Below are 21,978 nucleotides of genomic sequence, written 5' to 3' on the forward strand. Positions count from 1 at the left end.
GAGATTGCTGCGATGAAGATCGGCGAATTGGCCAAACTGACCGATTGTCAGGTGGAAACCATCCGTTATTACGAGAAAGAAGGCCTGCTGCCGCCCCCGGCGCGCACCGATGCCAACTATCGCGTGTACACACAGGCGCACACCGAGCGGCTGATCTTTATCCGCAACTGCCGCAGCCTGGACATGACGCTTGAAGAAATCCGCAGCCTGCTGGGGCTGCGCGACAGCCCTCAGGACCAGTGCGAGAGTGTGAATGCGTTGATCGACGAGCATATCCACCATGTAAAAGCGCGCATCGATGGGCTGTTGGCGTTGCAGGTGCAATTGCTCGACCTGCGCCAACGCTGCGGCGGCGGGCCGGATCTGGACCAGTGCGGGATTTTGCAGCGGCTGGAAGTCAGCGGCAGTGTGGCGGCCAGCGAGGCGCAGCCTTCACATGTGGGCAGAAGCCACGGGCATTAAGGCGCACGCAGAACAACTGTGGGAGCTGGCTTGCCTGCGATAGCGGTGGATCAGAGGCATTTGTATCGCCTGATACTCCGCTATCGCAGGCAAGCCAGCTCCCACATAAGCCAGTTGCCACATTTGACCGAGGCGGTCTTTAGATGGCGACGTCGGCTTTAATACTCGGATCGGCGTCGTAGCCCACAATCTCGAAGTCTTCGAACTTGTAGTCATAGATCGACGCAGGCTTACGCTTGATCACCAGTTCCGGCAGCTTCTTCGGCGTGCGCGCCAACTGGGTGCGGATCTGTTCCATATGGTTGCTATAGGCGTGGGTGTCACCGGTGGTGACGATGATCTCGTGCGGGATCAGGTCGCATTGCTGGGCCAGCATATGGGTCAGCAACGCCAGCGCGGCGGTGTTGTACGGCAGGCCGAGGAATACATCGGAGCTGCGGATGTACAACTGCATCGACAGATGGCCGTCATGCACAAACGCCTGGTACAGCAGGTGGCACGGCGGCAGTGCCTGCTTGCCGTTGCGCGCGTTTTCCTGCGGGCTCTTGGTTTCGTCCGGCAGGTATTCGACGTTCCAGCCGTGGAACAGGATGCGACGGCTGTTGGGGTTGTTCTTCAACGTGTCGACCATGTAGTCGATCTGGTTGATGGTGCCGCCGTCCTTGGTGGGCCAGGCGGTCCACTGCTCGCCGTACACCGGGCCAAGGTCGCCGTCTTCAGTGGCCCATTCATCCCAGATTTTCACGCCGTTTTCGTTCAGCCACTTGATGTTGGTGTTGCCACTCAACATCCAGATCAATTCGTTGGCGATGCTTTTGAAATGAAGCTTCTTGGTGGTCAGCAGCGGGAAGCCGTCGGCCAAGTTATGCCGATACTGACGGGCAAACACGGCTTTGGTGCCGGTGCCGGTGCGATCGCCCTTGGTCAATCCATTGGTCACGACGTCGTTCAGTAGTTCGAGATATTGCTTCATGTTTTTACCCGTATCAAAGAAGCCGAGGCTCGCAAAAGCCTCGGCATTCGAATTTAAAGCGCGGCGTTCTTGATGCCTTGCGGGCGATTGTATGCCCACCACAGCAGGCCCAGGCCCGCCAGGATCATCGGCATGCTGAGGATCTGACCCATGGTCAGCCAACCCCACGCCAGGTAGCCCAGCTGCGCATCCGGCACGCGGACGAACTCGACGATGAAGCGGAAGATCCCGTAGAACAACGCAAACATGCCGGAAACCGCCATGGTTGGGCGTGGCTTGCGCGAGAAGATATAAAGAATCAGGAACAGCGCCACACCTTCCAGGGCGAACTGGTAGAGCTGCGACGGATGGCGCGGCAGTTGTGCCGGGTCGCTGAAGGGTGGAAACACCATGGCCCACGGCACGTCGGTCGGCTTGCCCCACAACTCGGCATTGATGAAGTTACCGATGCGCCCGGCACCCAGGCCGATCGGCACGAATGGTGCGACGAAGTCCATCAGCTGGAAGAACGACTTGCCGTTGCGGCGGCCGAACCACCACGCGGCGATCATCACGCCGACAAAGCCGCCGTGGAACGCCATGCCGCCCTTCCACACCTCGAAAATCAGTGTCGGGTTGGCGATATAGGCCGGAAGATCGTAGAACAGCACATACCCGAGGCGTCCGCCGACGATGACGCCCATCGACATCCAGAACACCATGTCGGAGAGCTTCTCCTTGGTCCAGGTCGGGTCAAAACGGTTCAGGCGCCGGGAGGCCAGCAGCCAGGCACCGCCGATGCCGATCAGGTACATCAACCCGTACCAATGGATTTGCAGCGGACCGATGGCCACGGCCACCGGGTTGATCTGCGGGTAAGGCAGCATTGCGACTCCTCGTTAAATCATTAGTCATGGCGCACCGGACCATGCCGGTGTGGGATTAAGCCTGCGTTACAGCCGCAATTTCAAATTAAGCCGCCGTTTCAAAATTAAAAATCAACACGCGCCCGATAGCCCGGCATGTTAACGGATGGAAGGCGCTCGGCCCAACTTCGATACGATGGATAGCCATCCGTTGTATGGGTAGAGTGAGCAAAACACAAAGGGAACGCCTATGTGCCTGATTGTTTTCGCCTGGCGGCCGGGCCACGCCCAGCCGCTGATCGTCGCGGCCAACCGTGATGAGTTCTACGCCCGCCCCAGCCTGCCGCTGGCTCAGTGGCCGGATGCGCCGCATGTCTACGCCGGTCGCGACCAGGAAGCCGGTGGCACCTGGCTTGGCGTAAACGCGGACGGGCGCTTTGCTGCGCTGACCAATATTCGTGACCCGCACCAGCCACCGGCGCGCAAGTCCCGCGGGGAGTTGGTGGCGCGCTTTCTCAGTGGATCGCTGCCAATTGACGACTATCTGGCCGATGTTAACGGCCGTTCGATTGAATATTCCGGCTTTAACCTGCTGGTGGGCACGCGGGATGAGCTGTGGCATTACAACGCCAACGAGACCGAGCCTACGCGGCTGGAGGCTGGGGTTTATGGGCTGTCGAATGCCGGGCTGAATACGCCCTGGCCCAAATTGCTCAAGGCCAGGGCGGCGTTGAGTGAATTGTTGGAGAACCCACAGCCGCAGGCCTTGCTGGATATTTTGAGCGACCCGCAGACTGCGCCGTTTGCCGACTTGCCGGACACCGGCGTGGGGTTGGCGACCGAGAGCCTGCTCTCCAGCGTGTTTATCGCCAGCCCCAGTTATGGGACGCGGGCGAGTACGGCGCTGATTGTGAATGCGGATGGGACGCGGCAGATGGTGGAGCGTAGTTTTGGGCCGTTGGGTGGTCGGCTGGGAGAGGTCGAACTGAACATTTGATGGCGCTTGGGCTGCCGTCATCGCAGGCAAGCCAGCTCCCACATTTTGAACTGTGAACACAGTCAAATGTGCGAGCTGGCTTGCCTGCGATAGCGGGCTAGAGGGTTTTTGCAGATGCCGGGTTGATCATCCGCGTCAGCCCCAGGTTCTTCAGCGCCAACTGCAGCGAGCTGTGGATAACTTGCGGGTTGTCGATGGTCATCAACTCCGCCAGTAAGTCCTTGGCCATGCTCAGTTCAACCTGACGCAGCATCCACTTCACCTTCGGCAAGTTGGTGGCGTTCATCGACAAGCTGTCAAAGCCCATCGCCATCAACAGCACCGCCGCCGCCGGGTCACCGGCCATTTCGCCGCAGATGCTCACCGGCTTGCCTTCGGCATGGGCGTCGCGCACCACATGCTGCAGGGCTTGCAGCACCGCCGGGTGCAGGTAGTCGTAAAGGTCGGCCACCCGTGGGTTATTGCGGTCCACGGCCAGCAGGTACTGGGTCAGGTCGTTAGAGCCGACCGAGAGGAAGTCCACCTGCCGCGCCAGTTCTTTGGCCTGGTACACCGCCGCCGGGATTTCGATCATCACGCCAATCGGCGGCATCGGTACGTCGGCCCCTTCGTCGCGCACTTCGCCCCAGGCGCGGTGGATAAGATGCAGCGCTTCTTCCAGCTCGTGCGTGCCGGAGATCATCGGCAGCAGGATGCGCAGGTTGTTCAGACCTTCGCTGGCCTTGAGCATGGCGCGGGTCTGGACCAGGAAAATTTCAGGATGGTCGAGGGTTACACGAATACCGCGCCAGCCAAGGAAAGGGTTGTCTTCCTTGATCGGGAAATACGACAGTGACTTGTCGCCGCCGATGTCCAGGCTGCGCATCGTCACCGGCAACGGGTGGAAGGCGGACAATTGCTCGCGATAAATCGCCAGTTGCTCCTTCTCACTCGGAAAACGCTGGTTGATCATGAACGGCACTTCGGTGCGGTACAGCCCCACGCCTTCAGCGCCGCGCTGTTGCGCCCGGGCCACATCGGCCAGCAAGCCGGTGTTGACCAGCAGCGGCACGCGGTGACCGTCGAGGGTGACGCACGGCAGCTCGCGCAGCGAGTCGAGGCCCAGCGCCAGTTGTTTCTCTTCTTCCACCACCTCGGCGTATTGCTTGCGCAGCAGCTCGCTGGGGTTGGTAAAGACTTCGCCACGATGGCCGTCGACGATCATGTCGATGCCGTCGACCTTGGAATACGGCAGGTCCACCAGGCCCATCACCGTCGGAATACCCATGGCTCGAGCCAGAATCGCGACGTGGGAGTTACCCGAACCCAGTACCGACACCAAACCCACCAGTTTGCCTTCCGGCACTTCGCCGAGCATGGTGGCGGTCAGTTCTTCACTGATCAGGATGGTGTTGTCGGGGTAGACCAGGTTGGTGGTGCGGTCTTCCTGCAGGTAGGCCAGCAGACGGCGGCCGAGGTCGCGCACATCCGAGGCGCGCTCACGCAGGTAGGCGTCGTCCATCAGTTCGAAACGGTTGACGTGATCGGTGACCACCTGGCGCAGCGCGCCCTGTGCCCACTGGCCCGTCTTGATCACGGTTTTGACTTCATTACCCAGGGACGCGTCGTCGAGCATCATCTGGTACACGTCGAACAGCGCGCGCTCTTCGGGGCGCAGTTGCGTGGCCAGCTTGGTCGAGAGGTTGCGCATGTCGGCGCGCACGCCTTCCAGAGCGGTCTTGAACAGTTTGATTTCAGCGTCGATGTCATCGACGGTCTTGTCCGGCACCACATCGAGGTCGGCCGGTGGCAGCATGACCACGGCCGTACCGACCGCAGCGCCCGGCGAACCCGGCACGCCGACGAACTTGGCTTCCTGGATGCCCTTGCCCTGACGGCCCAGGCCTCGGATCGAGCCCGTCGCCTCGGCGTGGGCAATAACCCCGGCAAGCTGCGCGCTCATGGTCACGAGGAAGGCTTCTTCACCTTCGTCGAACTGGCGACGCTCTTTTTGCTGGATGACCAACACGCCGACAACGCGGCGATGGTGAATGATCGGTGCGCCGAGGAACGAGGCGTAGCGCTCTTCGCCGGTTTCGGCAAAGTAGCGATAACGCGGGTGATCGGCCGCGTTTTCAAGGTTCAGGGGTTCTTCACGCGTCCCCACCAGGCCCACCAGACCTTCATTGGGCGCCATGCTGACCTTGCCGATAGAGCGCTTGTTCAAGCCCTCGGTGGCCATCAGCACAAAACGGTTGGTCTCTGGGTCCAGCAGGTAAACCGAGCAGACCTGGCTGCCCATGGCTTCCTTGACGCGCAACACAATAATCCCCAACGCCGCCTTGAGATCCTTGGCGGAGTTAACTTCCTGGACGATCTTGCGCAGCGTATTGAGCATGGCTCGGGGTCGAACTCCGTCGTCAGTCGCGCGCTAAAAGGCGCGGGGCAAGCTCTTTGAGAGCGCGACGATAAACCTCGCGCTTGAATGTCACCACCTGGCCCAACGGGTACCAATAGCTGACCCAACGCCAGCCATCGAACTCCGGTTTACCGGTCAAATCCATCCGCACCCGCTGCTCGTTGGAGATCAGGCGCAAAAGAAACCATTTCTGCTTCTGGCCGATGCACAGCGGTTGGCTGTGGGTACGCACCAGGCGTTGCGGCAAACGATAGCGCAACCAGCCACGGGTACAGGCCAGAATTTGCACATCTTCGCGCTCAAGGCCGACTTCTTCATTCAACTCACGGTACAAGGCGTCTTCAGGGGTTTCGTCGGGGTTGATTCCACCTTGAGGAAACTGCCAGGCATCTTGGTTGATTCGGCGAGCCCATAGCACCTGTCCGGCATCATTCGTAAGAATAATCCCGACATTAGGACGGAAACCATCGGGGTCGATCACGGCAACAACCTCGCAAACGCATGTCGCCGCATTGTTCCACAAAGGTTGTTCCAGCGGCAACGAGGCTTCTTACCTTATGTGCACTCTTGTGAAAAGACCGTATTCTGGACGCCTTTTTACAGACTTTTCAGCGAGTAACTGCAATGCGCCTGGCTTTATTCGACTTGGACAACACGCTTCTCGGCGGTGACAGCGATCACGCGTGGGGCGATTACCTGTGTGAGCGTGGGATTCTTGACCCGGTGGCCTACAAAGCCCGCAACGACGAGTTCTACCAGGATTACCTGGCCGGCAAACTCGACAACGCCGCCTACCTGAACTTCAGCCTGGAAATCCTCGGCCGCACGGAGATGGCCCAACTGGACGAATGGCACCGCGACTTCATGCGCGACTGCATCGCCCCACTGATGCTGCCGCTCGCCGCCGAGCTGCTGGCCAAGCACCGCGCTGCCGGTGACAAACTGGTGATCATCACCGCCACCAACCGCTTCGTGACCGCGCCGATTGCCGAGTTGCTGGGGGTTCAAACCCTGATCGCCACCGAGTGCGAGATGGAAAATGGCCGGTATACCGGGCGCAGCACGGATATCCCATGCTTTCGCGAAGGCAAAGTGACGCGCTTGAACCGCTGGCTGGAAGAAACCGGGTACAGCCTGGCAGACAGCTACTTTTATAGCGATTCGATGAATGACTTGCCGCTGCTGGAGCAGGTGACGCATGCGGTGGCGGTGGACCCGGACCCGAATTTGCGCGCCGAAGCCGAGAAGCGTGGCTGGCCGGTGATTACCCTGCGCGGCTGATAAAGCGATCGCAGGCAAGCCAGCTCCCACATTTGACCGAGTTCCTACATGAGAATGTGGTCAACATGTGGGCGCTGGCTTGCCTGCGATGAAGTCACCTCGATCCCAAGCCCTAAACCGGCTTGGCCACCATCAAATAGAAAATCACCAGAAACGCCAGAAACGCCGGCCAGCCCAGGCCAAACCACCAGCGCATATAGGTCGCGGCCTTGATCGGCATCGCCGTGCCATCGCGTAGCGCCTGCTCCGCCATCTTGTGCACACGAATCTGCAGCCACACCACCGGCAGCCAGCAGACACCCGCCAGCACATACAATGCGAACGTCCACTGCAACCAGCTCTGCTGCATCGACCAGCCCGCCAAGTACATCAGGCCGATGCCACTCAACGGCTGAAAAACCGCCGTGGTCGTGGTAAATGCCCAATCCGCGAACACCAGGTGTTTGAAGGTTACCGCGATCACTTCAACCTTGCCGCTGCGCCAGGCGCGCAAAGCGTAATACGCCGAGCCCGCACCCAGGCCGAACAGGATGGTCGAGGACAGGATATGCAGGGTTTTCAACAGCAGGTAAGCGTTCATCGGCGGGGCTCGGTCGAAAGTCGAAAAAGTTTCAGTCCAGAGAGGGCTCGGTCCAGAGGAGCCAAAGGGTCGCCACCATGAGTACCAGATTTTTGGCGACTGCCGCGTAAGGATCAAACCAGTAATGGGGCAGGACTATGCTGATAATCACGGTATAGCCGCCCATCAACAGTAATTGCAGGATCAGCGCCGACCTGCGCCAGCGCGCAACCAGCAACCCCAGGCCCAACAGGCCATCACACACCGCCCCGGCGATCACGGCCACTGTCGCCCAAGAGCCCTGAACACCGGCCTCGGCCATGATGCGCAGGCCCCAGGCGTAACCCGGCCCAACGCAAACCGCCGCCGTACCCAGCCAGATCAGCACCAATACCGCCAGCATCAGCGGGCGAATGGTGCGCTGGCTGCTTTGGGCCGCCGTGGGCCAACCTTGCAGACGTGAGGCTAGCGGCGCGGCGGTGTAGCCGCAGACCGACGCCAGCACCTCGGGGTCGGCGACGTTATCCCGCTGAGCCAGGGCAATGCTTTGTGAGTTCAAGGCGCGCCAGCCCAGGCGATCACCCAGCCAGCCGCCCAACCCCAACAATGGCGCTTGCAGGAATCGGCCGGCGCGCCAGCCTTGAGCGACACGCAGGTGATCAATGACTTGAGCGAGCCGCATCGGCGCGGGCCCCACCACCGGCAGTACCAATGATTCGGCAGGCCACTGGCGTAACACGGCCAGCACCGCGCCGACCAGGTCGTCGATATGCACCGGCTGCAGTTGAGCGTTGAGGTCCAGCAATGGAATCAGCGGCCAGGGCGACAGCCCCGCCAACCAGGCGCTGCTGGCGCCCCCCTCGCCCACCACCAGCGAAGGCCGCAGCACCACGGCGGGTACGCCAACGCTCAGCAGATAGTCGTCAGCAGCGCCTTTGCTGGCCAGAAATGGCACATCCGATTGCGCTGAGGCGCCGAGGGCAGAGATCTGCAACACTCGCACACCGTGATGGGCGGCCAGATCAAACAGCGCGCGGGCGCCCTGATCCTGGACACGGCTCAGCTCAGCCGCATCCACGCTCAGCAACCCCGCCGCATTGATGACTAAATCGACCGACTCAGGAAACACCCAGCAACCTGGGTCGGCAGCCAACCGGCCCACATCCAGCGCCTGCCATTGCACCCCTGCCCAGCCCTGATTTACAGGCTTGCGACACGTCGCGATCACACCGTGCCCGGCCTGCTGCAGAGCGCGCAGCAAGTGGCCACCGACAAAACCGGTGGCGCCGACAAGCAGAATATTCATCCCGTTAAACCGGCTTGGCGCCCATCAACCCGGCAATCGCTACAAACCCCACCAGGCTGACCACCGCCAGCACCAGGGTGAAATTCAGGCTACCGCCCTCGCCCTTACGCAGGCGATTAAGCCGCGCCACCAGCCAGAACCACGCCAGCGCGGCCACGGTGTAGAGAATGCTGGAACCCAAAATCCAGGTTTGCCCCAGCGGCCAGCCGAGCAGATGCACCAGCCACCAGCCGGTGAACGGCATGCTGACCACGCAAACCCCCATCAGCAACCACACGAACGCCCACGGGCGCTGCACGGTAACCGTCGGGCCGGCGCTGCGTTTGCGCCAGGCCAGTACCGCCAGCCCGAGGCCGCTGAGCAACAGCAACACGGTGGCGGTGATGTGAATAACCTTGAGGGTGGTCAGCGTTTCCATGGTCTTGATTCCTTAAAGGCCGCCCAGTCAGCGTAGTCGCTCAACCGAGGAACAGCTGGTAAGCCGGGTTTTCGCTTTCATCCCAATACGGGTAGCCGATTTCTGCCAACGCAGCCGGCACCAGGTGGCGCTCGTCCGCCGGCACTTGCAGGCCTGCGACCACACGGCCGTCGGCTGCGCCGTGGTTGCGATAGTGGAACATCGAGATGTTCCAGCGCCCGCCTAATTTGTTAAGAAAGTTGAACAGCGCGCCCGGACGCTCGGGGAACTCGAAGCGAAACACCAGCTCGTCGCTGACTTTGGCCGCATGCCCGCCAACCATATGGCGAATGTGCAACTTGGCCAGCTCGTTTTCGGTCAGGTCCAGCACTGGGAAACCCTGACTGGTGAGGCTGGCGATCAACGCGCTGCGCGGGTCGTTTTCCGGATGAGTCTGCACACCCACGAAGATGTGCGCCTCGCGGCCGGAGTGGTAGCGGTAATTGAATTCGGTGATCTGGCGCTTGCCCACGGCCTCGCAGAACGCTTTGAAGCTGCCCGGCTGCTCGGGGATGGTCACGGCGATGATGGCTTCGCGGCCTTCACCCAGTTCGGCGCGCTCGGCCACATGGCGCAGGCGGTCGAAGTTGACGTTGGCGCCGGAGTCGATGGCCACCAGGGTCTGCCCGGTCACGCCACGGGTTTCCACGTATTTCTTGATGCCCGCTACGCCCAGCGCGCCCGCAGGCTCGGTGATGGAGCGGGTGTCGTCGTAGATGTCCTTGATGGCCGCGCAGATTTCGTCGGTGCTGACGGTGATTACTTCGTCTACATAGTCTTTGCAGATATCAAAGGTGTGCTGGCCGATCTGCGCTACCGCCACGCCATCAGCAAAGATGCCGACGGTCGGCAGCACTACGCGCTCGCCTGCGGCCATGGCGGCTTGCAGGCAGTTGGAGTCGTCCGGCTCGACGCCGATGATCTTGATTTCCGGGCGCAGGTATTTCACATACGCCGCAATCCCGGCGATCAGGCCGCCGCCGCCCACGGGTACGAAAATCGCGTCCAAAGGCCCAGGGTGCTGGCGCAGAATCTCCATCGCCACGGTGCCCTGCCCGGCAATGGTGTGCGGATCATCGTAGGGGTGAATGTAGACGTAACCTTTTTCGTCGACCAGTTTGAGCGAGTAGGCCAGGGCTTCCGGGAAAGAATCACCGTGCAGCACCACTTTGCCGCCCCGCGAGCGCACGCCTTCAACCTTGATTTCCGGAGTGGTCTTGGGCATCACGATGGTGGCTTTCACCCCCAGCACCTTGGCCGCCAGGGCCAGGCCCTGGGCGTGGTTGCCCGCCGAGGCGGTGACCACACCGCGCGCGCGTTCTTCGGCGCTCAGTTGCGTGAGTTTGTTGTAGGCACCGCGAATCTTGAACGAGAACACCGGCTGCAAGTCTTCACGCTTGAGCCAGACCTTGTTGCCCAGCCGCTCGGAGAGCTGGCGAGCGGTCTGCAAGGGGGTTTCTACGGCAACGTCGTAAACGCGCGAGGTAAGGATCTTTTTGACGTACTGTTCAAGCATCGGCGGGAATCACTGGGCGAGTTGGGCAGGGCCAAGGAGTCTAACCCGGCTTTTGGCCGGGCGACCACACGAATCCCGAGGTTTTGTTGGGTTATACTCGCCGCCCTCGATAACTCCCCGCCCGTTCCGGAGCCCGCATGACCCAGGATCAACTCAAACAGGCAGTGGCCCAAGCCGCCGTCGATTTAATCCTTCCTAAACTCGACGATAAAAGCATCGTCGGTGTCGGCACCGGCTCCACCGCCAACTGCTTTATCGACGCGCTGGCCCAGCACAAGGGCGCATTCGATGGCGCCGTGGCCAGCTCCGAAGCCACCGCCGCGCGCCTCAAAGGCCATGGCATTCCGGTGTACGAGCTCAATACCGTGAGCGACCTGGAGTTCTACGTCGACGGCGCCGATGAAAGCGATGAGCACCTGAACCTGATCAAAGGCGGCGGCGCAGCCCTGACCCGCGAGAAGATCGTTGCAGCCGTGGCCAAGACCTTTATCTGCATCGCCGACGCCAGCAAGCTGGTGCCGGTGCTCGGCGCCTTCCCGCTGCCGGTGGAAGTCATCCCGATGGCCCGCAGCCACGTGGCCCGCGAGCTGGTGAAACTGGGCGGCGACCCGGTGTACCGCGAAGGCGTGTTGACCGACAACGGCAATATCATCATTGATGTGTTCAACATGCAGATCACCAATCCGGTGGAGCTGGAGACGCAGATCAATGCGATCGTCGGCGTGGTGACCAATGGCCTGTTCGCGGCGCGCCCGGCGGATGTGTTGCTGTTGGGTACTTCTGAAGGCGTTAAAACCCTTAAAGCCTAAAACGCACGGCCTGGCTTTATGTGGGAGCTGGCTTGCCTGCGATAGCATCACCTCGGTCTGACTTAAAGACTGAGGCGTCTGCATCGCGGGCAAGCCCGGCTCCCACACAAGCCAGCTCCCACAGGAGGCCTCATCGTTTAGAAGATCCATGTAACAAAACCGCTACTTTTCGCAGCACCCCCGCCCAAAACCGTGCGCCACGTCACGGCATCCCACGCCTTTATTGGTATCAAATCCGTTACAAATTACAGCCAGGCGACCCACGCGTTTAACAATGCGCCACTTCGCGCTCGCCCAGGGAATGAGGCGCGCATTGTGCAAAGGGTCTGGGCTGGAAAACCTCAATCACCTCAAGGAAGACCTTGTGATAAAGCCCCTAGCCCTCGCGATCAGCGTGGTCGGCAGCCTGCTGTCGGCACAAACCCAGGCCTACGATTACGGCCAGCACGCCAATACCACCCTGGAAAAGCTGATCAACGATTACCCCGGCCGGTATCGCGGCACGGCCAATTTCGCCGGCGCGGCGGATTGGATGCAAAGCCAGATGGGTTCGGCCTACAGCCTCAGTCGCCAGAACTTCACCTGGAACAACGGCAGCCGTGCCTCGCAAAACGTGGTGGCCTATGCTGCCGGCACTAAACCGCAATACGTGGTGATTGGCGCGCACTTTGACACCTACTTTGGCCGCCCGACCCTGCAAGGCCTGGACGACAACGGCTCCGGCGCCAGCGTGCTGACCGAAGTGGCGAAGAACCTTGGCGGTTTGCAGCTGGAAAACGGCCTGCAAGTGGTCGCCTTCGGCGCCGAAGAAGAAGGCCTGCGCGGCTCCAAGGCCTTTGTCGACTCACTCAGCGCCAGCCAACGCGCGAACATGCTGGCGATGATCAACCTCGACAGCCTGATCACCGGCGACATGATGTACGCCCACGCCGGCCAGAACAGCACCGCCAACCCCGCGCTGGCATCGCTGCGCGAACACACCTTCCAGATCGCCAAGGAATTGAACATTCCATTGTTCACCAACCCCGGCCTGGACGCGCAATACCCCAAAGGCACGGGCTGCTGCAGTGATGGCGAGCCGTTCGAACCGCTGAATATCCCGATTTTGTACATCGAAGCCACCAACTGGGAGCTGGGCGATCTGGACGGCTACACCCAGACCAACAACCCGAAAATCCCCGGCGGTTCCACCTGGCACGACCCGGCAGAAGACAACAAAACCGTGCTGACCAATGCCTTCGGCCAGGAACGCATCGACCAACGCCTGCGCGATTACTCGCGCCTGCTCAGCCGCCTGGTGCTGGAGCTGACCAACGCCGACCTGCTGGCCTCGACCGCCTCGGGCGGCGCCGTTGCACGCAATATGCAGGACAACCTGCAACGCCAGCATCAGGCCATGGTGCGCCTGCATGATCGCCGTTGGTTGACCTTGCAAGCAGCCAGCCGTGAGGTCGGAAGCTTCGACGGCGAAATCGGCATGGACGGCGAATACACCCCCGACAGCGGCTTCGACAGCTCGCTCAACCGTGACGCCCGACGCCTGGGCGTGCACGCCTTGGGCGACTATCAGCTCACCTCCAACCTGAACATCGGCGCCAGCCTCAGTTACCTCAATGGTCGTGACAAGCTCGAGCAACGCGGCAAACTCGACAGTGACACCTGGCAGGCCGCGGTCTATGCCTTGCTCAACGATGGCGGGCCAAGCTGGCTGGCGGGCGATGTGAGCGTCGGCCATACGCGTTTTGAGGCCAAGCGCAACCTGCTGATCCAGGCCAATGGCGGGCCGGTGCTGCTCAATCAGCAACTGAGCGGCAATACCGACGCGCTGTCCTTGGGCGCGCGCGTACTCGGCGGTTATGACTTCGACTTCGGCGCAATCAAGAGCGGGCCGTTCGCCGGGCTGGATTACAGCCACTCGCGCATCGATAAATTCCACGAGAAACAGAACCTGCGCACGGCGCTGGAGTACGAAGAACAGTCTTTCGATTCCCTGGAAGCCAGCCTCGGCTGGCGCGTGCGCGGTGCCGTCGCCCTGCCCTATGGCTTAAGCCTGCTGCCTTACGGCGACATCGCCTGGGTCAAGGAACTGGCTGACGGGCGCCTCGATGACCTGCGATTGACCGCCCGCGCCGATGGCCAGGCACGCACCGCCAAGCTGGGTTCCGTGGACAAGAGCTTTGGCCGCGCACAAATCGGCAGCCAGTTGGCGATCACCCCGCAGCTGGGTGTGTACGCCGAGGTCAACAGCCGCCTTGGGCATGCCGAGGGCAGCCAGACCGGCTACTCCCTGGGCGTGCAATGGATGTTTTGATCAGGGCTTTTTGAACACATAAAACAGGTTCGGCTCGCTGACCAGGTACAGCGAGCCCTCGTCATCCATGGCGATCCCTTCGGCCTGAGGCACACGTTTTTTCAGGCCATGGCGCCCATTGAGCAGGGAAAGACTGCTCAACGGGCGACCGTTGATGTCCAGCTCCAAAACCAGGAACGACTCATCCGACAGCGCCAGCAAATGTCCGCTGCGCTCGTCGTACTGCAGGCTCGACAGGTCACGCACAAACAACCCGGCATCGCGCTTGGGGTTGTTGATCACATGCACCGAGTAGGTTTTTTCCGGTTTGAAGTGGGGAAACCCGTGTACCTCGTAAATCAGCATCGGGTCGCGCTCCTTGGCCACGAACAGGCGCTTGCCCACCGAGTCGTAAGCCAGCCCCTCGAAACCCTTATTGCCGCCAAGGTGTACGCCCAGGGTCATCTGCTCCGCATCGGCGGCGTCGAGAAATTGGGTGTCGTCATTCACGTGCACCTTGATCAGCCGCTGCTGGGCTTCATCGCTGATCACATAAATGTTGTCACTGATGAACTCCACCGCCTCGGCATCGCCAAAGCCCACCAACGGGATGCGCCGCAGGATCCTGCCGTCCAGCGACAGCTCGATCAGCTCGGCGTTTTTGTTGGTCACCGTAAACAGGCTTTTGCGTATCGGGTCGTACGTGAGGGCCGAGACATCATCGTCGAGCCCTTCGATAACCTTGGCTTCCAGGCTGACCCGGTAATCATTCAGGCCAATGGAGCGTTCATCGACAGGATGGCGCCAGTGTTGAAGGTTGAACCAGGCCCGCTCGAACAAGCGAAAGTTCTGCGCGACCGCCCCGGCAATCACCAGGGCGAGCAGCAACAGGGTAAAAAACGCGGGTTTGGGGCGGGCGAGTCGACGCATCAGGCAAGCTCAAGTCAAAAAGTGGCGAATAAGTATCACGCCCGTCTGAATTTAAACTTAAACGCAGTCGACTGTCTGGCGAATGCCGCTGATAGCGAAGTATCCGACGTAATCGTCGGCTATTTCTGCTTCTCGAAACGATAGAACAGATTCGGTTCACTGACCATGTACAAGGTGCCGGCTTCGTCCATGGTCACACCTTCAGCACGCGGGATGGTATTTTTCAGGCCATTGAAGCCACCGAGCAGGGTCATGAAGCTGACTTGCTCGCCGTGCTCGTCCAGCTCCAGCAGCAGGTGGGAATCGGCCGACAACGCCAGCAAATGCCCGGTGCGCGGGTCGACGGCCAAGGCCGAGAGATTGCGCATGTCCAGCTCGGTGCTGGCGACCTTCTGCTTATCGCCGGTCAGCGTGGCGCCATCGCTTTTCCAGGTGAACAGCGCCGGTGGGCGCTCTTCGCCGAGCACGACCTGCTGGTTGCGCTTATCCCAGGTCACGCCTTCAAATGCCTTGTTCTGGTCCTTTGAGGGGCCCAGGTCATAGTGCTTGAAGTCGGCATAGTTCAGTTGCTGAGTGCTGGCGTCAACGTTCACCACACTCAGGGTGTGCATGCGCTCGTCGACAATAGCCATCAGGCCGTTTTCCATCACTGTCACGCCTTCCGGATTGCTCCAACCGTTGAGCGGCATCTTGCGCAGCACGTCGCCTTGCAGGTTCAGCTCAACCAGGAAAGGGTTTTTGCCCATCACGGAAAACAGGGTTTTGGTCTGCGGGTTGTAGGACAGGTCGGAAGCCTCATCCTTTTCCATGCCCGGCAGCAATTTGCCATCGATCACCGCATGGTAATCCGGCAGCCAGACGCTGGCCTGGCGTTCGGCAGGGGTTTCGAAGCGCTCAGCGAGCCACAGCACCCCACGGTCGTCCCAGTGCATCGCCCAGGCAATGCCGTAAACAATGGCCCCGACCAGAAACAGCCAGGAATACCAACGCAGGGCAAAACGTGAACGGGGCTTGGAAGTGAGGGTAGGCAGGGACACGGCCATTGAGCGCTTTTCCGCAGAGTCAGCTTTAGGTGATAGCACAGGATCAACAAGCCCGCGCGCAGGAGGCTGGTGATTATCCGGATGGCGTGTGAAAAAAATGCAAAACGCCTCGGATTTTGAGGACGTACACAAACAAATGTGGGAGCAGATTTGTGTGGGAGCCAGCTCCCACACAAGCCCGCTCCCACATTTTTGACCGTTTTGCCTGGTGCTTAGCGAACGACGCTTTCGAAGCGGCTGCCGCCACCCAATTCCAGCACCAGCTCATCGCCGACATTCAACGGGCCTACACCGGCTGGAGTGCCGGTGAGGATCACGTCGCCCGCCTGCAGCGAGAAGCAGCCGGCCATGTGCTGGATCATCGGGACGATCGGGTTGAGCATCTGCGAGCTGTTGCCGTCCTGACGCACTTCGCCGTTGATGGTCAGGCGAATGCCGATATCGGTCACGTCGGCAAAGGTGCTGCTGACCACAAAGGGGGCAATCACGGCGGCGCCATCGAAGGACTTGGCGATTTCCCACGGCAAGCCTTTGGCTTTCAGCTCGGCCTGCTTGTCGCGCAGGGTCAAATCCAGGGCCGGAGCGAAGCCGGAAATGGCATCCAGCACTTCTTCACGGCTGGGCTTGGTCGACAAGGGTTTGCCGATCAATACCGCGATTTCCGCTTCGTAGTGCACCGAACCGCGTTCGGTCGGAATGGCGAAACCGCCTTCCAGCGCAACCACGCAACTGCCCGGCTTGATGAACAGCAACGGCTCGGTCGGCACCGGGTTGTCCAGTTCCTTGGCGTGTTCGGCGTAGTTACGCCCGATGCACACCACTTTGCCCAGGGAAAAGTGGATGTTGGTGCCGTCGACATACTTGTGCTGGTAGCTCATGAAACGACTCCTTCAGGGCGGTTAAACAGCGAAGATCTTGCCAGGGTTCATGATCCCGTTCGGGTCGAACACCGCTTTCACTGCTTTCATGTATTCGATTTCAACCGGGGAACGGCTGTAAGTCAGGTAATCGCGCTTGGTCATGCCCACGCCGTGTTCGGCGGAGATCGAGCCGTTGTACTTCTGGACGGTCTCGAACACCCACTTGTTGACGGTAGCGCACTTGGCGAAGAACTCGTCCTTGCTCAGGTTTTCCGGCTTGAGGATGTTCAGGTGCAGGTTGCCGTCGCCGATGTGGCCGAACCACACGATTTCGAAGTCAGGGTAGTGTTCGCCGACGATCGCATCAATTTCCTTCAAAAACGCCGGTACTTTGGAGACGGTGACCGAAATGTCGTTCTTGTACGGCGTCCAGTGGGAAATGGTCTCGGAGATGTACTCGCGCAGTTTCCACAGGTTGTGCAGTTGGGTTTCGCTCTGGCTCATCACGCCGTCCAGCACCCAACCCTGCTCCACGCAATGCTCGAAGGTTTCCAGAGCGTGGTTGGCGACCTCTTCGGTGGTGGCTTCAAATTCCAGCAGCGCGTAGAACGGGCAGTCGGTTTCAAACGGCGCCGGCACGTCGCCACGGCCCATGACCTTGGCCAGGGCTTTGTCGGAGAAGAACTCAAAGGCAGTCAGGTCCAGCTTGCTCTGGAACGCGTGCAATACCGGCATGATCGAGTCGAAATCAGTGGTGCCGAGTACCATGGCGGTGAGGTTTTTCGGCGCACGGTCCAGGCGCATGGTGGCTTCGACCACAAAGCCCAACGTACCTTCGGCGCCTATAAACAGCTGGCGCATGTCGTAGCCGGTGGCGTTCTTGATCAGGTCGCGGTTCAGTTCCAGCACGTCACCCTTGCCGGTGACCACCTTCATGCCGGCCACCCAGTTGCGGGTCATGCCGTAGCGAATCACCTTGATCCCGCCGGCATTGGTGCCGATATTGCCGCCAATCTGGCTCGAACCCGACGAAGCGAAGTCCACCGGGTAGTACAGGCCTTTTTCTTCGGCGACGTTCTGCAGTTGCTTGGTGACCACGCCCGGCTGGCACACGGCGGTGCGGTCGGTGAGGTTCACGTCGAGGATCTGGTTCATGTAGTCGAACGAGACGACCACTTCGCCATTGGCCGCCACCGCAGCGGCCGACAGGCCGGTACGCCCGCCCGATGGCACCAGCGCCACCTTGTGTTCATTGGCCCAACGGACGATGGCCTGCACCTGCTCGATGGTCTTGGGGAACACGATAGCGGTCGGCGCGGGGGCGAAGTGCTTGGTCCAATCCTTGCCGTAAGCCTCCAGGGAGTCTGCATCGGTCAGCACTTTGCCGGGCTCAACCAGGGTCTTTAGCTCATCAATCAGGGCAGGATGGGTCATCGACGGAACTCTCGAACAATTCATGGTCATCCTGAGAACGCTTCACGTCGCAGGAATGGGTGTTTAGCGGGGCACGTATGCTAGCATACCGCCCCCGCAGGACAGAGCCCAAGGGCGTTTCTGCGGTGACGGCTTTCCTGCCGTCCGGGTCAGCTTGCGCTGCTCGATTCCCTGCCATTTTTCTCCGGGATACAGGTTTACGCAGATGAGCAAGACTTCTCTCGATAAGAGCAAGATCAAGTTCCTTCTTCTGGAAGGCGTCCACCCATCGGCTGTCGACGTACTGAAAGCCGCTGGGTACTCCAGCATTGAGTACATCACCAGTTCTCTGCCGGAAGCCCAGTTAAAGGAAAAGATCGCCGACGCGCACTTTATCGGCATTCGCTCCCGCACTCAGCTGACCGAAGAGATCTTCGACCACGCCAAAAAACTCGTGGCCGTCGGCTGTTTCTGCATCGGCACCAACCAGGTCGACCTTAATGCTGCGCGCGAGCGCGGCATCGCGGTGTTCAACGCTCCGTACTCCAACACCCGTTCCGTTGCGGAACTGGTGCTGGCCGAGGCGATCCTGTTGCTGCGCGGCATTCCTGAGAAAAACGCTTCCTGCCACCGTGGCGGCTGGATCAAAAGCGCGGCCAACTCCTTCGAAATCCGTGGCAAGAAGCTGGGTATCGTCGGTTACGGCTCGATCGGCACGCAGCTGTCGGTACTGGCCGAAGGCTTAGGCATGCAGGTGTTCTTCTACGACACCCTGACCAAGCTGCCGTTGGGCAACGCCACCCAGGTGGCGAGCCTGACCGAGCTGCTGGGCATGTCTGACATCGTCACCCTGCACGTACCGGAAACCGCTGAAACCCAGTGGATGATCGGCGAGAAGGAAATCCGCGCCATCAAGAAGGGCGGCATCCTGATCAACGCGGCACGTGGCACTGTGGTTGAGCTGGACGCCCTGGCCGACGCGATCAAGGACAAGCACCTGATCGGCGCCGCTATCGACGTGTTCCCGGTAGAGCCACGCTCTAACGACGACATCTTCGAAAGCCCGCTGCGTGGCCTGGACAACGTGATCCTGACGCCGCACATCGGCGGCTCCACCGCTGAAGCCCAAGCCAATATCGGCCTGGAAGTGTCGGAAAAGCTGGTCAAGTACAGCGACAACGGTACCTCGGTGTCTTCGGTCAACTTCCCCGAAGTGGCGCTGCCGGCTCACCCTGGCAAGCACCGTCTGCTGCACATCCACCAGAACATTCCTGGCGTGATGATGGAGATCAACAAGGTCTTCGCGGAAAACGGCATCAACATCTCCGGTCAGTTCCTGCAGACCAACGAGAAGGTTGGCTACGTGGTGATCGACGTCGACGCCGAGTACTCGGACCTGGCGCAAGAGAAGCTGCAGCACATCAACGGCACTATTCGTAGCCGCGTGTTGTTCTAACGCTTTGAACGCTGCACAAAAAAGGGAGCCTTTCGAGGCTCCCTTTTTTTGTCTGAACAAATCTTACTTGACGGTAACCGTGATGACTTTGGAGGCTACAGTCGGGTTGAACTGCATGTGCAGTTTGTCGCCGGCTACCAGTTGCAAGGTGTGCTTGCCTGGGGTGAGGGTCAGCTCGGTTTCGGTCTGGGCCTTGCCGTAGTGGATCACGGTGTCGGTGGCCGGGATCGGCACGCTGGCGTCCGGCAGTTCTTTCTGGTCGATCAGCAGGTGGTGGTGGCCGGTGCCTGGGTCCTGGCTGGTGGCCGGGGCCAGTTTCAGGCCTTCCATGCCGAACTTCACAGTGAAGGTTTTATCGACGGTGGCGCCGTCTTTGGGCGACACGATAAAGACTTTGGCGCCTTCCGGTGGCGCGCTGCGCGGGATACCGTCGGCAGCTGTGGCCAACATCGAAGCACCCAGCAAGAGGCTGGCCAGGGTTGCACGGGACAAAAGGGCTTTCATTCGCTTCTCCAGTTTTACGGTGAAATCTGTAGGGTTATGACAACTTCGCGACAAATTGCTGTCCAAGGCACTCAACACCATAGCAAGCGATGCTCAATGGCGCCTCGCACGCACAAATTCTTTAGGAGCGACCATGCGCTTTGTGCCTGGCCTTGTACTTTTACTGCCTCTGTTGAGCCCACTGGCTCACGCCGAACTGATCGATGACGTGTTTGATCGCGGCGAACTGCGCATTGCCCTGGAGGCCAACACCCCGCCTTACAACTTCAAGGACGGTGACAAGCTAACCGGTTTTGAAGTGGAGTTGGGTGAACAATTAGCCAAGGAAATGGAGGTTCGCCCCTCGTTCATCACCGTCGATGACGCCGACCTGTTGCCGGGTGTGGAAAGCGGCAAGTTCGACGTGGCTATTAACCATATCGCTATGACTGCCGCGCTGCAGGATCGGTTCGATTTCAGTGAGGCCTATAAGCATACACCTGAGCTGGCCATTCCATTCCAAAAGGGCAACCCGGCATTCAAAAGCAGCCTGGACAATGCATTGCAGCGGGTGAAGGCCGATGGCCGCTTGAAGGCGCTGACGCAGAAGTGGTTTGCACCTGAGTGAAACACAGTCGTTGTGGGAGCTGGCTTGCCTGCGATGGCGGTGAGTCAGTCAGCAGATGAGCTGGCTGCAAGACCGCTATCGCAGGCAAGCCAGCTCCCACATTTGATCTGGGTTGAACCTCAAAGTTGTGCCAGGGCAATTGCCGCCTCGGGCAACTCCAGCTCACTGAACACCCGCACGCCATGGCGCTTGAGCAGCGCCGCGGTCACGCCTTCGCCGCTGACCTTTACGCCGCTGAAGGTGCCGTCATAGGTCAGCAGGTTGCCGCAGGACGGGCTATTGGCCTTGAGAATCGCGATGCGGATGTTATGCCGCTGCGCCAACGCCAGGGCCTGGCGGGCGCCGTCGAGGAAGGCGGCGCTGAAGTTTTCGCCCTCGGCCGTCAGCACTTGCGCACGCCCTTCCCATACATCTATACCCTGCCCGCCGGCGATCTCAGCGGGAGGCCGCGGTGTCGGCAAACCGCCTGACACTTCCGGGCAGATCGCAACCACGCGGCCTTCGGCCTGCCAGGCCGCCAATTGATCGAAGGGGCCGCTGGCGCCACCGTCGTAGCGCACCTTGTGCCCGAGCAGGCAGCGACTGATCAGAATCTTTTCCATGTTTAAAACGGCTCGTTACCGCGTCGGCGAAACCAGCCGGTCAGGGACAGGCGTTCACGCGTGGCGGGCAGGACTTCGTGGGGCACCTCCCCCGACAGGAACACCACCAGGCTACCGCCGGTGGGCACCACATCGTATTCCACGCCGCCCTTGAGGTACATGCGCAACTGGCCGCCATGCTCAGGCAACCAGGCCTCATTCAAATAAACCACTGCCGAGACCATGCGCCGGTCATCGTCGCGAAAACGGTCCAGGTGCTTGAGGTAAAACGCCCCTGGCGGGTACATCGCGAAGTGGCTTTCGAAATCTTCCAGGCCCAGGAACAGGCTGCAGTTCATGGCCAGGCGCAGGCTGTCCATCACGCTCATGTAGGTCTCGCAGACAGCGGCGTCGCCCTCCTCCAGCCACTGGATATGGTCACCGCGAATGCCCTCGCGTATCTCCTGCGCGGGTCCGCGTCCTACAGCCGCCGGAGCCAATTCACCCTCAGCCGCACGTTTACGGCACTCAGCCGCCAACTCCAGGGTCAGAGCCTGGGGCAGGAAGCCGTTCTGCTGCGACCAACCTTTTTCGGCCAGGTCGTCGACGATGCGTTGCAGCAGCGGGTGTTCGAGGGATATTTGCATGGCGCGCATAGTATCCATACGCCTATGAATCCGACAGAGCCGCC

General features: G+C 60.4%; 22 protein-coding genes. 7 read left to right on the plus strand and 15 right to left on the minus strand.

What is annotated here, in order from left to right:
- The first annotated feature begins 12 nt into the window (after positions 1 to 12).
- Positions 13 to 462 (plus strand): Cd(II)/Pb(II)-responsive transcriptional regulator, encoded by a 450-nt coding sequence (gene cadR, locus PSH96_RS27765; protein WP_305456430.1) that lies wholly within the window; start codon positions 13 to 15, stop codon positions 460 to 462.
- A 139-nt stretch (positions 463 to 601) separates the two neighbouring features.
- Here cadR and PSH96_RS27770 read toward each other — a convergent pair whose 3' ends face one another.
- Together PSH96_RS27770 and lgt are read right to left on the minus strand one after the other, a co-directional pair.
- Positions 602 to 1,435: a thymidylate synthase gene (locus PSH96_RS27770; RefSeq protein ID WP_017139496.1), complete on the minus strand. Its 834-nt coding sequence runs from the start codon at positions 1,433 to 1,435 to the stop codon at positions 602 to 604.
- Between the two features lie 53 nt (positions 1,436 to 1,488).
- Positions 1,489 to 2,301 carry a prolipoprotein diacylglyceryl transferase gene (gene lgt / locus PSH96_RS27775; RefSeq protein WP_056857664.1) on the minus strand — a complete coding sequence of 271 codons (813 nt, stop codon included), beginning with the start codon at positions 2,299 to 2,301 and terminating at the stop codon, positions 1,489 to 1,491.
- A 229-nt stretch (positions 2,302 to 2,530) separates the two neighbouring features.
- Here lgt and PSH96_RS27780 point away from each other — a divergent pair, with 229 nt between their 5' ends.
- Positions 2,531 to 3,277, plus strand: coding sequence for an NRDE family protein (locus PSH96_RS27780; protein WP_305456431.1), 747 nt, complete (start codon positions 2,531 to 2,533; stop codon positions 3,275 to 3,277).
- A gap of 97 nt (positions 3,278 to 3,374) precedes the next feature.
- Here the strand turns inward: PSH96_RS27780 and ptsP are convergent, their stop codons facing one another.
- Both ptsP and PSH96_RS27790 read right to left on the minus strand, forming a co-directional pair.
- Entirely contained in the window at positions 3,375 to 5,654 is a 2,280-nt protein-coding gene (gene ptsP / locus PSH96_RS27785) for a phosphoenolpyruvate--protein phosphotransferase (RefSeq protein ID WP_017139499.1), read from the minus strand.
- A 22-nt stretch (positions 5,655 to 5,676) separates the two neighbouring features.
- Complete coding sequence (locus PSH96_RS27790; RefSeq protein WP_003176750.1) at positions 5,677 to 6,156, minus strand: RNA pyrophosphohydrolase; 480 nt, start codon at positions 6,154 to 6,156, stop codon at positions 5,677 to 5,679.
- Positions 6,157 to 6,299: 143 nt separating this feature from the next.
- Between PSH96_RS27790 and PSH96_RS27795 the strand changes: the two genes are divergently transcribed.
- A complete protein-coding gene (locus tag PSH96_RS27795; protein ID WP_305456433.1) occupies positions 6,300 to 6,956 on the plus strand; it encodes an HAD family phosphatase in 657 nt (218 codons plus the stop codon).
- 112 nt (positions 6,957 to 7,068) lie between these two features.
- Here PSH96_RS27795 and PSH96_RS27800 read toward each other — a convergent pair whose 3' ends face one another.
- Genes PSH96_RS27800 through ilvA form a run of 4 tightly spaced genes read right to left on the minus strand, consistent with a single transcriptional unit; the run spans position 7,069 to position 10,794 of the window.
- Complete coding sequence (locus tag PSH96_RS27800; RefSeq protein WP_017139502.1) at positions 7,069 to 7,536, minus strand: DUF2269 domain-containing protein; 468 nt, start codon at positions 7,534 to 7,536, stop codon at positions 7,069 to 7,071.
- Between the two features lie 31 nt (positions 7,537 to 7,567).
- On the minus strand, positions 7,568 to 8,821 hold the full coding sequence (locus tag PSH96_RS27805; RefSeq protein WP_305456434.1) for an SDR family oxidoreductase: 1,254 nt from the start codon (positions 8,819 to 8,821) through the stop codon (positions 7,568 to 7,570).
- A 4-nt stretch (positions 8,822 to 8,825) separates the two neighbouring features.
- A complete protein-coding gene (locus PSH96_RS27810; RefSeq protein WP_056857658.1) occupies positions 8,826 to 9,239 on the minus strand; it encodes a DUF2269 family protein in 414 nt (137 codons plus the stop codon).
- 40 nt (positions 9,240 to 9,279) lie between these two features.
- Positions 9,280 to 10,794 (minus strand): threonine ammonia-lyase, biosynthetic, encoded by a 1,515-nt coding sequence (gene ilvA / locus PSH96_RS27815; RefSeq protein ID WP_056857657.1) that lies wholly within the window; start codon positions 10,792 to 10,794, stop codon positions 9,280 to 9,282.
- A gap of 137 nt (positions 10,795 to 10,931) precedes the next feature.
- Between ilvA and rpiA the strand changes: the two genes are divergently transcribed.
- Together rpiA and PSH96_RS27825 are read left to right on the plus strand one after the other, a co-directional pair.
- Positions 10,932 to 11,603, plus strand: coding sequence for a ribose-5-phosphate isomerase RpiA (rpiA, locus tag PSH96_RS27820; protein WP_005792336.1), 672 nt, complete (start codon positions 10,932 to 10,934; stop codon positions 11,601 to 11,603).
- A 364-nt stretch (positions 11,604 to 11,967) separates the two neighbouring features.
- A complete protein-coding gene (locus PSH96_RS27825) occupies positions 11,968 to 13,914 on the plus strand; it encodes an autotransporter domain-containing protein (RefSeq protein ID WP_305456436.1) in 1,947 nt (648 codons plus the stop codon).
- On the opposite strand, the gene PSH96_RS27830 is transcribed toward PSH96_RS27825, so the two are convergent.
- The 4 genes from PSH96_RS27830 to PSH96_RS27845 all read right to left on the minus strand — a co-directional run bounded on the left by PSH96_RS27830 (position 13,915) and on the right by PSH96_RS27845 (position 18,160).
- The gene (locus PSH96_RS27830; protein WP_305456437.1) at positions 13,915 to 14,823 is read right to left on the minus strand and encodes an SdiA-regulated domain-containing protein; all 909 of its coding nucleotides are present in this window, start codon (positions 14,821 to 14,823) and stop codon (positions 13,915 to 13,917) included. It abuts the gene before it with no gap.
- Between the two features lie 119 nt (positions 14,824 to 14,942).
- Complete coding sequence (locus tag PSH96_RS27835) at positions 14,943 to 15,866, minus strand: SdiA-regulated domain-containing protein (RefSeq protein WP_305456438.1); 924 nt, start codon at positions 15,864 to 15,866, stop codon at positions 14,943 to 14,945.
- 212 nt (positions 15,867 to 16,078) lie between these two features.
- Entirely contained in the window at positions 16,079 to 16,744 is a 666-nt protein-coding gene (locus tag PSH96_RS27840) for a fumarylacetoacetate hydrolase family protein (RefSeq protein WP_305456439.1), read from the minus strand.
- A gap of 21 nt (positions 16,745 to 16,765) precedes the next feature.
- Positions 16,766 to 18,160 carry an FAD-binding oxidoreductase gene (locus PSH96_RS27845; RefSeq protein WP_065912281.1) on the minus strand — a complete coding sequence of 465 codons (1,395 nt, stop codon included), beginning with the start codon at positions 18,158 to 18,160 and terminating at the stop codon, positions 16,766 to 16,768.
- Positions 18,161 to 18,365: 205 nt separating this feature from the next.
- On the opposite strand from PSH96_RS27845, the gene serA reads away from it, so the two are divergent.
- Positions 18,366 to 19,595 (plus strand): phosphoglycerate dehydrogenase, encoded by a 1,230-nt coding sequence (gene serA / locus PSH96_RS27850; protein WP_065902258.1) that lies wholly within the window; start codon positions 18,366 to 18,368, stop codon positions 19,593 to 19,595.
- 63 nt (positions 19,596 to 19,658) lie between these two features.
- Here the strand turns inward: serA and PSH96_RS27855 are convergent, their stop codons facing one another.
- Positions 19,659 to 20,099 carry a DUF4399 domain-containing protein gene (locus tag PSH96_RS27855; protein ID WP_305456440.1) on the minus strand — a complete coding sequence of 147 codons (441 nt, stop codon included), beginning with the start codon at positions 20,097 to 20,099 and terminating at the stop codon, positions 19,659 to 19,661.
- Between the two features lie 133 nt (positions 20,100 to 20,232).
- Between PSH96_RS27855 and PSH96_RS27860 the strand changes: the two genes are divergently transcribed.
- Entirely contained in the window at positions 20,233 to 20,706 is a 474-nt protein-coding gene (locus tag PSH96_RS27860; RefSeq protein WP_305456441.1) for a transporter substrate-binding domain-containing protein, read from the plus strand.
- A 119-nt stretch (positions 20,707 to 20,825) separates the two neighbouring features.
- Here the strand turns inward: PSH96_RS27860 and PSH96_RS27865 are convergent, their stop codons facing one another.
- Positions 20,826 to 21,308, minus strand: a complete 483-nt coding sequence (locus PSH96_RS27865; protein WP_305456442.1) for a DUF523 domain-containing protein — start codon at positions 21,306 to 21,308, stop codon at positions 20,826 to 20,828.
- Positions 21,309 to 21,310: 2 nt separating this feature from the next.
- A complete protein-coding gene (locus PSH96_RS27870) occupies positions 21,311 to 21,943 on the minus strand; it encodes a 2OG-Fe(II) oxygenase (RefSeq protein ID WP_305460188.1) in 633 nt (210 codons plus the stop codon).
- Positions 21,944 to 21,978 lie beyond the last annotated feature (35 nt).

This window comes from Pseudomonas sp. FP2338, assembly GCF_030687515.1.
Lineage (GTDB): Bacteria > Pseudomonadota > Gammaproteobacteria > Pseudomonadales > Pseudomonadaceae > Aquipseudomonas > Aquipseudomonas salomonii.

Excerpts from the sequence above, each read along its gene's own strand:
- PSH96_RS27835 (WP_305456438.1), bottom strand. The coding sequence starts at position 15,866 with ATGGCCGTGTCCCTGCCTACCCTCACTTCCAAGCCCCGTTCACGTTTT.
- PSH96_RS27860 (WP_305456441.1), top strand. The coding sequence starts at position 20,233 with ATGCGCTTTGTGCCTGGCCTTGTACTTTTACTGCCTCTGTTGAGCCCA.
- PSH96_RS27805 (WP_305456434.1), bottom strand. The coding sequence starts at position 8,821 with ATGAATATTCTGCTTGTCGGCGCCACCGGTTTTGTCGGTGGCCACTTG.
- PSH96_RS27795 (WP_305456433.1), top strand. The coding sequence starts at position 6,300 with ATGCGCCTGGCTTTATTCGACTTGGACAACACGCTTCTCGGCGGTGAC.
- ilvA (WP_056857657.1), bottom strand. The coding sequence starts at position 10,794 with ATGCTTGAACAGTACGTCAAAAAGATCCTTACCTCGCGCGTTTACGAC.
- PSH96_RS27830 (WP_305456437.1), bottom strand. The coding sequence starts at position 14,823 with ATGCGTCGACTCGCCCGCCCCAAACCCGCGTTTTTTACCCTGTTGCTG.
- PSH96_RS27780 (WP_305456431.1), top strand. The coding sequence starts at position 2,531 with ATGTGCCTGATTGTTTTCGCCTGGCGGCCGGGCCACGCCCAGCCGCTG.
- cadR (WP_305456430.1), top strand. The coding sequence starts at position 13 with ATGAAGATCGGCGAATTGGCCAAACTGACCGATTGTCAGGTGGAAACC.
- PSH96_RS27870 (WP_305460188.1), bottom strand. The coding sequence starts at position 21,943 with ATGCGCGCCATGCAAATATCCCTCGAACACCCGCTGCTGCAACGCATC.
- PSH96_RS27865 (WP_305456442.1), bottom strand. The coding sequence starts at position 21,308 with ATGGAAAAGATTCTGATCAGTCGCTGCCTGCTCGGGCACAAGGTGCGC.
- PSH96_RS27810 (WP_056857658.1), bottom strand. The coding sequence starts at position 9,239 with ATGGAAACGCTGACCACCCTCAAGGTTATTCACATCACCGCCACCGTG.
- rpiA (WP_005792336.1), top strand. The coding sequence starts at position 10,932 with ATGACCCAGGATCAACTCAAACAGGCAGTGGCCCAAGCCGCCGTCGAT.
- PSH96_RS27800 (WP_017139502.1), bottom strand. The coding sequence starts at position 7,536 with ATGAACGCTTACCTGCTGTTGAAAACCCTGCATATCCTGTCCTCGACC.
- lgt (WP_056857664.1), bottom strand. The coding sequence starts at position 2,301 with ATGCTGCCTTACCCGCAGATCAACCCGGTGGCCGTGGCCATCGGTCCG.
- PSH96_RS27840 (WP_305456439.1), bottom strand. The coding sequence starts at position 16,744 with ATGAGCTACCAGCACAAGTATGTCGACGGCACCAACATCCACTTTTCC.
- PSH96_RS27770 (WP_017139496.1), bottom strand. The coding sequence starts at position 1,435 with ATGAAGCAATATCTCGAACTACTGAACGACGTCGTGACCAATGGATTG.
- PSH96_RS27855 (WP_305456440.1), bottom strand. The coding sequence starts at position 20,099 with ATGAAAGCCCTTTTGTCCCGTGCAACCCTGGCCAGCCTCTTGCTGGGT.
- ptsP (WP_017139499.1), bottom strand. The coding sequence starts at position 5,654 with ATGCTCAATACGCTGCGCAAGATCGTCCAGGAAGTTAACTCCGCCAAG.
- PSH96_RS27845 (WP_065912281.1), bottom strand. The coding sequence starts at position 18,160 with ATGACCCATCCTGCCCTGATTGATGAGCTAAAGACCCTGGTTGAGCCC.
- serA (WP_065902258.1), top strand. The coding sequence starts at position 18,366 with ATGAGCAAGACTTCTCTCGATAAGAGCAAGATCAAGTTCCTTCTTCTG.